The sequence below is a fragment of the Wenzhouxiangella sp. XN79A genome, assembly GCF_012272825.1.
Lineage (GTDB): Bacteria > Pseudomonadota > Gammaproteobacteria > Xanthomonadales > Wenzhouxiangellaceae.
This window is the reverse complement of record NZ_JAAWWS010000154.1, coordinates 68,740-82,835: the sequence shown is the minus strand read 5'-3', so window position 1 is coordinate 82,835 and position 14,096 is coordinate 68,740. Positions and strand designations below refer to the sequence as shown.

Sequence of the window (14,096 nt, the reverse complement as noted above, 5' to 3'; positions counted from 1 at the left end):
GGTTTCCGCCGGGACCACCCTTCGCCCGCAAGCGGCCTCCAACAGGCCGGCGATGGCGACTGCTCTTCCGTGGCAATGGTTTCAAGCCCCCACAATGGCGCCCGAGCTGCGCTCGGGCGCCATTGCGGGAAGAACGCTTTTGGTTACGCTTGTCATGACAATCGTCGCCACAAAAGTAACTCGCATAAGCTGGCGCAGCCAGCGGCGAAATGCTTTTGATGTTGAATTCGAAGCCGGTAGCACGCCAGACAAGCCGCTGCCAAGCAAACATAGAGGAACCCCGGAATGAAACCGAGCACCCTCCACTTCCTCGAAACCCCGAGAAAGGACCCGGCGGAAACCCCGGTCCCCATCCGAGTCCGCGACTGGAACGAGATCTACGGCCAGTACGAAGCCGAGGGTGCGGCCGACCAGTCGGCGCGCTGCATCGACTGCGGAAACCCGTATTGCGAGTGGGAATGTCCGGTCCACAATTTCATTCCCGACTGGCTGCGGCTGGTCCGCCAGGGGCGGTTGTTCGAGGCCGCGGAGCTTTCGCACCAGACCAATTCGCTGCCCGAGATCTGCGGCCGGATCTGTCCGCAGGACCGGCTGTGCGAGGGCGCCTGCACGCTCAACGACGGGTTGGGCGCAGTCACCATCGGCTCGATCGAGAAGTACATCACCGACGAGGCGGTCAAGCAGGGCTGGCGGCCGGACCTTTCGCACGTGCAACCGACGGGCAAGCGGGTCGCCGTGATCGGGGCCGGGCCGGCCGGGTTGGCCTGCGCCGACGTGCTGGCCCGCCACGGGATCGAGGCGGTGGTGTTCGACCGCAATGCCCGCATCGGCGGGCTGCTGACCTGGGGCATTCCGCCCTTCAAGCTCGAGAAACACGTGGTCGAGACCCGGCGCGAGATTCTCGAAGGCATGGGCGTGGCGTTCCGGCTCGGCGTCGAGGTCGGCCGCGACGTGACGCTGGACGAGCTGATCGACGAGTACGACGCGGTGTTCCTCGGCCTGGGCACCTACCGCTACGTCACCGGCGACCTGCCCGGCCGGCAGTTCGACGGCGTGGTCGAGTCGCTGCCGTTCCTGATCGGCAACGTGCATCGCGTGCTCGGCTCCAGCGACGCGCGCTTCCCGTACATCGATGTCGAAGGCAAGCGCGTGGTCGTGCTCGGCGGCGGCGACACGGCGATGGACTGCGTGCGCACCTCGATCCGCCAGGGCGCATTCTCGGTGACCTGCGCCTACCGCCGCGACGAGGCCAACATGCCGGGCAGCCGTCGCGAGGTCAAGAACGCCCGCGACGAGGGCGTGGAATTCCTGTTCAACCGCCAGCCGGTCGGCATCGCCGGAAGCGATGGCCGGGTCGAGGGCGTCCGACTGGTCGAAACGCGGCTCGGCCACCCCGACGCGCAGGGCCGGCGCCGGCCCGAGGCGGTGCCCGACCGCGAGCAGACGCTGCCGGCCGACGTGGTGATCATCGCGTTCGGCTTCCGGCCCGATCCGCCGGATTGGCTGAGCGCGGCGGGCGCGACGCTCCAAGACGACGGTCGGGTCCGGGTCGGTGAGAACGGCGCCCTGCCCCACCAGACATCGAATCCGAGGCTCTTCGCCGGCGGCGACATGGTGCGCGGCGCCGACCTGGTCGTGACCGCCGTGTTCGAAGGCCGCGAAGCCGCCCAGGCGATCGCCCGCTCGCTGGGCGTGGAGCCGGTCACGGCGCAACGGGGCGTTCAGCGCACGGCCTAGCCCGCATTATTCATGAATGAGCTCGCGCCCTTGCTGGGTCCTTGTCCGCACAGCGAATCGTCCTCGCTCGGAAATACAGCATGGTAGTCCGCTCGGTCGGAAAATCCCCTGTGCGAACAATTCCCGGCGCAATCATCGCGGCGATTCATGATTGATGCGGGCGAGTGGGCCATGCGGATCCTTCGGTAACGCTCGGAGCCGCCGTGCCGGTGCGAATCAAGGCGCGTTCCGCAGGGAATGGCCGCGCCCTTGCCAGGAAACGCAAGGCCGAGTCGCGCCGGCAGAGTGGCGCCCGAAGGGCCGCCGCACAAGCACCGTGGGCTGCGTTCCGCTCGCTTGACTTGGCTACGGCCCGTCCTGCACTCGCGCGCCTTGCCCACCGCGCTTGTGCGGCGGCTGACTGGCACCGAACGATCCGCATGGCCCACTAGCGATCTTCGGTGCGCATCGTGGATCTCCGCGCCAGCCTGCTCCTCGAGTCCACCGCCAGGGTCATCGCCCGCGATAGTGATCCAGCGGCGCCTCGTCGCCCTGGCGCTCGGCGCGCTCGCGCCGGCTGACAGGATTCTCGAACTGGATCTCGAGGGTCAGGATCAGGCGCAGGTCGGATCGGCGCTCGCCGCGCTCCTCGTCGTAGGGCCAGGCGTATTCGGGCTGGATTTCGTAGAACAACCAGTCGCGCAGAAACGCGCGACGGTACCGGAAATTGATGAACAGTTCCTCGGCGCGGTACTCCGGCCGGGTGTAGCCGAACGCGCCGAGCTCGCTTCGGATCGCGGTCGTCCGGTTCAGCTGGCGGAAGCCGATCAGCCCGGCCCGCCAGTCGACGCCGTCGGAGACCTCCGAGAAGGTGCCCCGGCCGGTCAGACGAACCAGCGAAAGCGAATCGGGCAGCCACTCCCAGTCGGCCCGCGAGACCGTGCCGAAGCCGTCCTCGCGCTCCCAGAAGGCGGTCTGCGTGAAGCGTGCCAGCGTCGTGTCGCTGAGTCCCCAGGTGTGGCGACCCCGGGCCCGGACCCGGGGATTCAACCCCGAGGTGTTGACCTTGACCGTGCCGTCGAGGTCGAACTGCGTACGGCCGGTCTCCGACAGCAGGAATCGCAGGCCCAGCCGGGTCTGCTCGTCCTCGTCGCGCTGGACATCGGCGAAGCCCACGTCACCCTCGACCGAGTCGTCGCTGGCGATCAACAGTCGAATCCGGTCCGACACCCGCGGCAGGCTCAGGTTGGCCGACACCCGGATGTCGTGGCCGAAATTCTCGGTCTCGTCCCAGATCAGGGAATTGCGCAGGCGGAAGAAGCTGCCGACCGAGGTCTCCTCGGCGGCCCGCGGATCGCCGAAGAAGCCGTCGAACCAGGCCGCCGGCTCGCACAGCTTGCGGCTGAGGTAGGAATGGGTGCGATCCAGCCAGCTTTCCGGGCGGCCCTGCTCGTCGCGGCAGGAGGCCTCCATGATCTCCTCGATGTCCTCGCGGCGCTCCTCGGCGTCGCGTTCCCCCGATTCGTCCTCGGCCTGTGCCAGTGCGACGGTCAGAAACAGCACCGCGCCGAATGCGCATCGGATCGAGGTCGAGAACAGGCGTTGATCGGAGACCATGGCGAGAAACAGGATACCGCAGGACTTCGGCCCTGTCCGCGACGACGCGAACAGGGCCGATCGCCGGATCGGACCGTCTCAGCGGGTCTCGAAGCCGTCGAAGAAGATCACGTCCAGCGAAATCCGACGCAGCACCAGAATCGCGTTGTCCTCGTTGGCAACGACATAGACGTACTCGTTGTCTCCGCTGGCCTCGACGTCGGTGGGGCCGGCCATGAACAGCACCGAGCCCTGGTCGTCGAACATCGTCTGACGCACCACCAGGTCACCGGGCTCGAGGCCGTCTTCGGCCTCCGTAAGGCGCCGGAAGATGGTCAGACTGTCATCGCCGAAACCGGTGACGAAGACTTCCAGCCCGTCCGGCGCCATCGCGATGCCCTGCGGGCCAACCAGTCCGGGCACGTCCTGCGTAGCACCCTCGATGGTCGTCCGAAGGCTCAGCGCTCCGGAAGCATCGCGGTCGAAGATCGTGACTGCATTCTCGCTTTCGGCGCTGACGTAGAGCTGCTCCCCGCCAGGACTGAGCACCAGATCGAACGCACCGCGCAGGCCGCTGATTCCGTCCAGTCCGTCCCGAAGCGCGGTCACGTAACTGAGCCGTCCGAAGTCCTCGCTGCTGCTGTCGGTATCCCGAGCGAACACCTGCACCGCGTTACCGAGGCGCGACGCGACGTAGATCTGCGCGCCGTCCGGCGCTTCGACCAGGCCGGACGGGCCGGTCATGGCAACAACGGTGCCGCCGGAATCCTGCGGATCGTCGACACCGGTCACCTCCGCCTCGAGGAATTCCAGCGCGCCGGTCGTCCCGTCACGCGCGAAGACCGCCAGACCGTTCGAGGCCGCACCCACCGCGTAGACCTGTTCGCCGTCAGCCGAAACCAGCAGTTGGCGTACGCCGCGAAGACCCGCGTTCGGTACGGTGGATTCCGGCGTGCTCATTTCGGAATCGACCTGATTCTGAACGAAGCTCAGCGCACCCGTCGCCGGATTCCGCGCAAACACCGAAATCGCGTCGGCCGTGCGCGCGGCAACGTACACGTTCAGGCCGTCCGGGCTGACCACGACATCCAGCGCACCATCGAGCAACGCATCTTCGAAGCCGGTCGTGGCCGCGGAATACGAGGCGCTGAAGGCGAGCGCATCGGCGCCGCTGTTGCGTCGGAACACGGCCAGGGTATCCAGGCTTTCACTGACGACGTAGGCGTGTTCTCCGTCCGGCGAAAGCGCGATCGCGGTCGGATCGGCCAGGCCGGTGACGTCCCGGCCATTGACCACCTGCTGTTCCACCAGGGCCGCCGGACGGAAGGCCCGATCGATGATCAGCCCCAGGGCACGGTCATCGGTGACCGTCAGGTTGAACGGATTCTCGAAGATCATGTGGAAGCTGCGTGGGGGCAGCGCGCCCGGCGCGTTGAGAATCGGCACCGGCACCACGGCCTCCAGATCGCCGGCCGCGATCGATACCGTGCCCTGCACCGGGGTGTAGTCCACGCCGGGCACCGCGTTGAGCGGCTCGGTGCGATAGCTGATCCTCGCCTCGAAGTCGGAGTTCCTCGACAGGCGCGGTCGGAACACCGCCGCGGCCGTCTGACCGGACGACGGTTCGATCACCGAGACATCGGCAACACGCAGTTCGGGCACGTTGTCGTCATCGATGATCGTGGCCACGGCAGCGTCCCGTGACGGAACGCCGTTCTGGACACCGATGATGTCGAGGAAGAATCGCTCCAGCGGCTCGATCACGCTATCGCCGCAGACCTGAAGAGTGATCGTCTTCTGCATCTCGCCCGGTGAAAAAATGAGTTGCTGATCGTCCTCCGCGATGTAATCGACGCCGGGGCTGCACAGCGCTCCGCCGGTCGCGCCGTTGTCCCGGGTCCGCCAGAACAGGATGACGTCGTCCGGATCGGTGGTGTTGAGCGAAACATCGAACACCACCGGCGTCGTGCCACCGTTGCCCTCGAACACTTCGACATCGGTGATCTCGAGGCTGGGACCGGTGGCGAGATTCTGCGGATCCAGGTCCAGGCGAACGGCCCGACCTTCCGCGCCGATCGTCGTTTCGCCCGCCAGCGCATCGCCGATGAAGACCTTGATCGGATCGCCGGGCCGGCCGCGACCGGCCGGGCGCGGTTCGACGGTGTCCATCGGAATCCGCAATGCATACAAGCTCCCGAGCCGGTCGCTGGAGCCGAGTCGGTAGCGCGCCAGGACCTCCCCGGTGGAGACGAGCCGCAGCTCGATCAGCTGCCCTTCCGGAACCGGATTCCCGAACAGGCTCACCGAGCCGTAGAGCACGTGGTCCGGTGCCTCGATCTTGGCGCTGACACTGCCGACCGCGAGGCACATCACAAGAGACGTAAGGAGTCGTTTCATGATCACTGCCCCGAATATGCGTAGGTCTTGAAGAAGATCAGGATGTCGCTGACGCCCTGGCCGTCACGCTCGCCGCCTGGAATCTCGGTGCCGTTGATGAACGTCTCCAGGCCTTCGTTGGCATCGTTGAGGAACGTCCCTCCCGGAATGATCATCACCCACTTGGTATTCCAGACCGAGCGGCCGACCAGCCGGCTGTCGGATGTGACCTCCGCATCGTCGAAGTTCTGTTCGTCGAAATGGAAGGCCCGGAAGCGACCGTAGCGACGAATTTCCGCCGCCGACCCGGAAAGCGTGTCGGTCAGCGGCGACCAGTCGAAGCGCTCCAGGTCCTGGCTGCTGATCGGGAACGGCACCGGCATGACCTGCTCGACGATCTGCCACTCGCGCGTCCGGAAATCGAAGGCGTCGGGCGCACGCAGCACGTCGGCACCGACCGGGATCAGGTAGATCCGTGGATCATCGGCCAGCGGCAGCTCGGCATAGTTGCCGAACCACGAGCCCAGCGAGCGGATTCGCGTCGCGAACTGGCTGGAGTCGTAACTCGAATCGCCCGGCCCCAGCTCCCAGCCGAAGAAGTTCAACCCGAAGGTGACATTCGTCGGGAACTCGATGATCAGGCCCGGCTGCGGTCCTGCCGATTCGGGTGCGAACGGCCGCGCGTAGCGCCGGAAGTCGGAATAGTCCCAGATATTGTCGACGCGGAGCTCTTCGAGCTTGTCCCGCCATTCGGCGTCGCCCTCCGGTCCGGGTGGAATTCGGAACAACTCTTCTCTCAGTGAGAAGCGATTGGTCTCGACCTGCGGGTTGTTGAAGCCCATCTGGCCCTTGAGGACCTCGAAGTTGAGCCTCAGCTGGGCCAGCTGGCTGGCCAGGCCCGGAGACCCCGGCTGCGGCTGGCCGCCGATGACCGAACCCAGACTCCGCTCGCGAACGATGTCGGTCAGGAAGGACTGACCGGACTCGCCGTCGGTGCCGAGCAGGTTGGTCTCGTAATCGTAGGCCGAGGCCGCCAGGTAGACGTAGCGAGCCGCGAGGTCGAAGGCCGCACGGTACTTCTGCAGCGCGTCGTTGCGGAAGATGCGGAACGCCAGGTCCTGGTACCGATACTCCTGGACTTCCGCCGCGCCGTTCCGGCGGAAGCTCTTCAGCCGTTCCAGCACGCGCAGACCGCGGGCCAGGGTGGCCTTGTAGTCGTTCAGATGCTGCTTGATGGCCTCGGCGCGGGCAAACACTTCGGCCCGAAGGATCGGCTCTTCACGGATCATCTCGTCGATCTCGCCCTTGACGTTGAACAGGTTGAGCTCGGCGTCGTTGATCGCAGTCTCGATGCCCGTGACCTGGCTGACGTCTTCCTTGGCCGCATCGGTCGCATTGGACGCGATTTCCAGGCCGTCGGCGACGGTGTCCAGGGCCAGCTTCACGCCGTTGCCTGCCTGCTTGATGCCGCAGCGGATACCCGAGGTCATGTCCCCACCGGCGGCCAGGCCGGCGATGAACACCCGGGGAATACACTCGACCGTATCCCGGAACGTGAAATCGGTGAACTCACCGATCCGTTTGGCCACGATCGCGCTGTTCTTCATGACCTGGGTCGCAATCGTCAGGTCCTGCAGCTCGTTGCGCTGCTGGATCGTCAGGTTCAGGTTGTCCTGGGTGGTGTCGAAGGTGGCTTCGAGTTCGTCGATCTTGGCATCGATTTCCTGGCGGAGACGGTCGTAGGACACCAGCGACTGGCGCAGCGCGATCCGTGCCTGGAGCATGTTCTGCAGGATTTCCTGGAGCTGCCCGGGCGCCCGACGGGTCCCGGTCCAATCGGTCGGCTTGGTGAACCAGAACCCGAGATCCGGGGATTCGATGGTGGTGTAGGTGACATTGAGCAGGTTGTCGCCGTCCTCGTTCTCGGTCGCCAGATCGCCCAGCGCGCAACCTTCGGCCAGCGGCGAGATCGAGCAGAGCACGCCGTTGCTGCCTTCATACTCCTCGCCCTCGGCGATCGGCGTCCAGTTGAAGAAATCGATTCCGTTGCCGACCGGCGTGTACTGACCGTCGAAACTGTTGACCCGGAACGCGGATTCGCCATCCGCCAGATTCAGGCCGCCGTCGAAATCGAAGGCCGTACCGGCCAGCGCGGGAACGTCGATCAACATGTAGTTGTACAGGTCGGCTCCGTCGTACCCGGCCGGATAGTTCCCGGTCGGACCGATGTCGTCGGAATACGGCGTACCGAAGATCTCGATCAACTGGTTGGCGAAATCGGTCTCCTGGGCGCGCGAGTCGCGATTCAGGTCTTCGACTTCGTTCTGGTTGCGGCGCATCTGGTTGCTGAGTTCGTTGGCGAAATCCCAGACCTCGATGGCATTGGCCAGCGCGCTTTCGGCTCGCTCGAGCACCTGTTCGGTATTGGTCTTGTTGAAGCGGTCCAGCTGGCTGGGATCCATGTCGAAGACCAGCACGCCATCGGCCAGCCCCAGCGGGTTCAGGCCGGCGTCGGCCTCATCGACCTGCTCCTGGATCGTCGCGTACATCGCGCTGATCTCGTCGATCTCGGCGACCGTGCCGCGTTCGACGCGTTCGATGCCGACATGGGTCGGGTCCGGATCTTCCGACGGCAGGATCGAGTTGACCGTGACCCAGTCGAAGTAGGCCGCCATGCCGGATCTCGATCCCCATTCGGACAGCCCCCAGGCCCGGTCCGGGTCGGTGTCTTCATAGCCCTGGAACTGCCCGTTGGGATCCGCGACATATTCGCTGCGGTAGGTCAGATCGACGATCTCGGCACCGGTGCGGGCCTTGGCGGCCGCGGTTTCGGCGAACTGCCGTTCATCGAGAAAATCGACATTGATCGGCGCACCGGCGACGATCAGCGACTCGATCCGTGGATTCCAGCTGTAGAACTCCTCGTTCAGCAGGTTGTAGTAGACGTCGGTCGCGGTCAGGTAATGGCCCCAGGCATCGCCGTGCCCCTGCGGGAACAGGATTCGGGCGTCGTCCTCGTCGAGGAACCCATCGAAGTTCTGGTCGGAAATGTTGTAGCTCTGCGAATACGCGACTTCGCCGTCGCCGGTCGTGAAGTTCCAGAACAGGCGGTTGTAGACCGGCGCACCGGCCACGCCGCCCAGCGATTCGTCCCGCCCGCGCAGCAGGGTCAGCTCCTCTTCCAGCACCGTGGCCATCTGGTTCTGGAAGTTGAAGATCGTCGGGGCCAGCGAGAAATCGCCGTTGCTGGTGGTGATCCCGATGGTCGGATCCTGCGCGTCGGCAAACGCTTCGTTGCCGAGCAGGGTGTAGAAGTCGACGATCCGGGACGCGACCAGCAGGATGGCGTTGTTGGCCGGGCCGAAGTCGATCGGCGGCGTACCCTTGACCGACAGCGCCAGTGCCCGGTTCAACACCGTGGTGTAGGTCTCGATCAGGCCGAGCGAGTTCAGCACGTCGGGATCGTTGGTCAACGGCACCGGACCTTCGTAGCGTTCGCCGAGCTGGACCAGCATGCTGGCGTAGTTGTTGGTCGCGGCCTGGGCGAAATCGCTGACGCGGGCCTCGAACGGATTCAGTCGACCGAGCACACGCTTGACCCAGCCTTCGGCCAGCTGCGGCGACGGATCGACCGGCGTGGCGGTCGGATCGCCGGCGTAGATGCTCCAGTCGCTGTCGTTGGTGCAGGTCGGCAACCCCCGGTAGCGCGCGACGTACCAGTTGTCCGACAGCGTCTGGATGTTGGCGCCCTCGATGCTGATCTCCACCGCCCCCTGCGGATCGGGCGTCGGGAACTGGATCCAGCCGTTGAGCTGGCCGGTGGCCGGATCGGGCAGCGGCAGCGGTGGGTTGCCATCGACGTCGGGATGGAAGAACCACTGGAACTCCAGCGCATCGGGATTGCCACCGAAATCGCCGCTGTGGCGAAGCACGAGCTGTTCATCGAAGATGTTGTCCGGCTCGATGATCTGGATCTGCCCCTGGTACGGCTTGGTGAACGCGGGATTCTCGGAGACCAGGCAACCGACCCGGATGACCTGCAGACTGACCGGCAGCGGATTCAGCGACGCGTCATTGTTGAAGGCCACGGTCATGAACCCGGAGCCCTGCGAGAGTCCGGCGGTCAGCGCCGGCCGGACGCCGACGGCCTGGAACGGCTCCAGCAACCCGTCGTCGTTGCGGTCCTGTACACCGACCAGGACATCGTCGACGGTCACCGGGCGCGACGCATCGCAGGTGCGGATGCGGTTCTCGCCGATCGACGAGGACTCGCAGATCCGGTTGACGCCCTGCGGATTCCGCGACTGCCTGAACAGGGCCTCGATGGCCTGGTCCCAGCTGCAGGCATCGCCCGGGGTGGCGCAGGCGCCGTCGAAGTCGTTCTCGTTGCTGTCGTCACCGTCGTTGATTTCCTTCAACGCGGCCCGGTCGCGCTTCGACAGCACGTTCAGCAACAGGAAAGGTTCGCCGACCCCGCTTTCATCGAAGATTCCCTTGAGCATCAGGCGCCGGTTCAAGGGGTCGTAGGCGAGGCGCTGGCGCACCGAGGCCGGCAGCTTGGTCACCCCATCGGACGAGCCGAGGATCAGGCGGGTGCCATCGGTCTGCAGCGAACTGGCGACGGTGTCCGGCAGCGCGTCGAGGGCGACGGACCGGGGATTGAGCGGATCGATCAGCTGCGCCAGCGTTTCGTCCGGCAACGGATCGGGCCGAGTGTCCTGGATTTCGTCGAACACGACCTCGACGGCCGCCTGGTTGAAGATGTCCGGCAGACCGCGCTTGGGCGTCAGCAGGGTCTCTCCGCTGACCAGCAGCGGCGTGTCGCTCGGCCAGGTGATGTCGTAGCCGACGGTGATCGGATCGCGGGGACTGCCCGAGCCGCCCTGGTCGTTCGGCAGGCGGGCCAGCCACGGAACGCAGGCACCCGGCTCGAGGTCGTTGACGTCGTTGTTGTCGAGGTCCAACTGCCAGCCGGGCTGGGCCGGATAGAAATAGCGAACGTCGCCGCTGCCGGCGGACTTGGCCCACAGCTGGTTCTTGTAGTCCTGGAAGAACGGCGCCGGCGGTTGCGGATCGTTGGCCGCCTGACCCACCACGAAGGTCTCGGCACAGCCCGGCAGCAGGCTGACCGGATACGGCGGCGCGACGGTCGTGCCGGCGGTTCCGTTGAAGCGGAAACTGGTGAATCCGCCACCGATGGCCTCGACCGAATAGACGCGGAACTTCCATTCCGAATCGCCGGCATCGAAGTACTTGACCAGCACGTAGGGATCGGAGGCCGCACTCTGGTCGTCGGCGATCGCCGATCCGAAATCGGAACGCAGCGCGAACACGGCCTCGAACGGCGTACCGGTCGATGACGGCGCCATCAGCGCATGTTCATCATTCGGGTTGTAGCCCGGCAGGCTGCGATCGTTCTGCGAGTAGATCCGGGCCGACGGGAAGATCAGCGGATCCAGGGGCTGCTGGCCGAGCACTTCCCCGCCCTGCTGGCTGGCGATGATGATCCGGTCGGGGTCCAGCGGCCAGAACGGGTCGTAGCGAACGCCTTTTTCCGGCCAGAACACGCCCCTGGACTTGCCGTGGTACCAGGCCACGACCAGTTCGCGCCCCTGGTCCTGGGAACGGCCCGGGTTGATCCGGTTCACCGGGATGATCGCGCCGGTTCGCGACGACCGGCTGTAGGCGGCGTCGGGGCCGACACCATCGTAGTAGGCAAGCTCGTTGACCACGAACCCGGTTCGACCCAGTTCTTCATGGTACGGATCGGTGATCTTCTGGCCGATCTCGACCGGCACGCCGTCGGTGAACAACGGCGTGGACGTCGCCGGCAGCGTGCGAACGATCTCGATGCTGGTCGAATACTGGACCGGGTCCGGTTCCGGTCCGTTGACGTAGACCAGCACCGCCGTCCCGCTTCGCGAGGCATTGAAGACGCCCGAGTCCAGGGTCGGGCTGCTCGAACCCGATTCAGGGTCGACCAGTTCGAGCACGCGCCACTGGCCCGAAGCCGGCTCGGCATTGACCGGCGCGTCGATGATGTGCACCTGGTAGCAATCGATACTCTCGAGATCGCCGCAGGGCTGATTCGGCCAGCCGATGCCGCCCAGGCTGCTGATCCGTGCCGGGTCCTGGAGATCAAGGCCCTGCTGACGCCAGCGGACTTCGATTTCCGGGAACGGCTGGAGCGGAATCAGCCTGGCGTCTTCCCCATCGGCTTTCTGCCAGCTGAAGATCTTCTGGCCGATGGCGTCGAAGGGCTGGCCATTGACCCGGAAGTCCGGCGCGAAAACGACGTTGTCGACTTTCGCCTCCGGTGGTGGGATCAGCGGCACGCCGGCCGTCCACGATTTCTGCTCGAAGAACAGGCCGTCGAGGGTCAGACTGGCCAGGAAGGCATCGGTGCCGCCCAGGGCGGCCACCGTGACGTTCTCCCCGAAGGTCGCCACGTCGCTGAAGGCGCCGGCGACATAGATGTTACCGACGCCGTCGGTCGAAATGGCGGTGCCGCCATCCATGCCGAATCCGCCCGTGAACGCCGGAATCCCGTCGGTCTCATCGAAGAACCCGCCCCCGGTGGCCCAGCGCGGGTTCAGGGCATTGCCGGTGGCCGAGGGCTCCCAGGAGGCAATGAACACATCGTTCATGCCGGCCGCGCTCAGGCTCTCGCCGGCGATATCGAGCGTGCCGGAAAATTCACCGGTCACGTACACCCGACCCTGGTTGTCCAGGGTGATGCCGTTGGCGATCCCTCCCGCCGCACCGGTTGCCGCCTGGCAGGTCACGCCGCTGGTCGAAAGGCCCAGCCTGGCCACGTAGGCGCCGGCCGGCTGGCCCGCGCAGGGTGAGTAGGTCAACGGCGCACTGGTGGACCCGGCCACGTACAGCGACGATCCGTCGGCGCTCAAGGTCATGTCGTTCAGGGTCAGTGCTTCCGGAAGCTCGGTCTGATCGTCACTGACTCGCGGATCCAGCGACCTCAGGTTGCTGACGCTGAAGATCATCGGCACGGACACACCGGTCTTCTCGAACACCACATTGTCGAAGAACCACCAGTCGTACGCGACATTCCATGTAATCCCCCCCACCGTTCTCGTTCCGATTCCGTCGAAGCCTCGACCGGCGAAGCGGAGCTTGAAGCCGGGATGGAAGGCCCTCGGATCGGTGATCGCAAGCGACGAATCACCGGTCAGATCGAACTCCTCACGCGCATCGCCGCCACCCGGGAAGGTGTAGAGCCTATGCCACTGATCGTCCGAGCCCCACCACTCCAGGTATACGTCGTCGTTGGCGTCCGGATACTCCGAATAGATGCCGAACAGGCTCAAGCCGCCGATGCGGTCGTTGAATCCGCGCAGGCCTTCGAGCGAAACGCGGACCTGCTGCGAGTCGGAGGTATCGCGCACGGGAGACTCGACATCGACGTCACCGCCTCGAAGCGCCAGCGCGGGATCCAAGCCCGGGTTGAAGAAATCCGAAGTGATCGCGACCGGAGGGTCCGTCGCAAAACCGAACGAGAAGAGCGTATTCCGGACCGAACCGAACTGCGGATTGCTCGAGGTCCACGGAGAAAGACCATCGAAATTCTCCGAATTGAGGACCGTGGTTCCCCCCTGGGCGAACTGACCGGTGATCCACGCACGCCCGGCGTCATCGATCCGGATCCGGGTGGCCGACTCGATGCCGGTCGCCGTACCTGCCCGATCGACCGCCCACAATGCGTCGCCGGTATCCGAATACCGGGCGATGAACAGATCCCGGCCGGGGCAGTTGTCGTTGTTCAGCGACGGGACTCGCTGGTCTGGATCCGGCTCGACGTCCTGGAAGCTCGCGCTGCACTCGTAGAAGCCCACGGCGACGACGGAATCGGGGATCGGCGGAATCTGCGACCCATCCCCCGGCAAGGTATCCAGCGATGCCGCCCGGTCCGGCCCCGGTCCACCCATCCGCCGAGCCCAGCGCCAGTCGCCGACCGGATCGATCCGGGCGATGAAGCCGTCGACCTGGCCGGCCGAGACGATCTCGTTGCCGCCGAAGAAGCCGGAATCCTGGAAATCCCCGGCAATGAAGACATTGTCGCCGTCGTCGAGCACCAGGTCGTAGACCGTGTCGTCGAACTGGCTGCCGCCGCTGGCCACCCAGAGCAACCTCCCGGTGGCCGAGACCCGGGCGACGAAGATGTCGCGCTGGCCATTGCTCTGCAGCGTGCCGACCTCGGTCTCGATCGTTCCGCTGAAGTGGCCGGTCAGCAGTACGTCGCCGGTCGAGGCCGTGGCCGAAGCGATGACGACGTCATCGTTTGCGCTGCCGAAGCCGAGCGGCCACTCCGCCCGCGCCTGGGTGGCCGGAAGCGCGGCAAGCGCAAGGGTGGCCGCGGCCAGGATGGTTCGTGTTGGATGCGACATGTC

General features: G+C 65.6%; 5 protein-coding genes. 2 read left to right on the top strand and 3 right to left on the bottom strand.

Annotated elements, in window-relative coordinates; translation table 11 throughout:
* Positions 1-289: hypothetical protein (locus HFP89_RS15835; RefSeq protein WP_206212327.1), on the top strand; the 289-nt coding region annotated here is incomplete at its 5' end.
* Complete coding sequence (locus tag HFP89_RS10780; protein WP_168717671.1) at positions 286-1,737, top strand: FAD-dependent oxidoreductase; 1,452 nt, start codon at positions 286-288, stop codon at positions 1,735-1,737. The genes HFP89_RS15835 and HFP89_RS10780, both read left to right, overlap by 4 nt.
* A 492-nt stretch (positions 1,738-2,229) precedes the next feature.
* On the opposite strand, the gene HFP89_RS10775 is transcribed toward HFP89_RS10780, so the two are convergent.
* The 3 genes from HFP89_RS10775 to HFP89_RS10765 all read right to left on the bottom strand — a co-directional run bounded on the left by HFP89_RS10775 (position 2,230) and on the right by HFP89_RS10765 (position 14,093).
* A complete protein-coding gene (locus tag HFP89_RS10775) occupies positions 2,230-3,333 on the bottom strand; it encodes a hypothetical protein (protein WP_168717670.1) in 1,104 nt (367 codons plus the stop codon).
* Between the two features lie 78 nt (positions 3,334-3,411).
* Positions 3,412-5,709 (bottom strand): beta-propeller fold lactonase family protein, encoded by a 2,298-nt coding sequence (locus HFP89_RS10770; protein WP_168717669.1) that lies wholly within the window; start codon positions 5,707-5,709, stop codon positions 3,412-3,414.
* 2 nt (positions 5,710-5,711) lie between these two features.
* Positions 5,712-14,093 (bottom strand): hypothetical protein, encoded by an 8,382-nt coding sequence (locus HFP89_RS10765; protein ID WP_168717668.1) that lies wholly within the window; start codon positions 14,091-14,093, stop codon positions 5,712-5,714.
* Between the last annotated feature and the right edge of the window lie 3 nt (positions 14,094-14,096).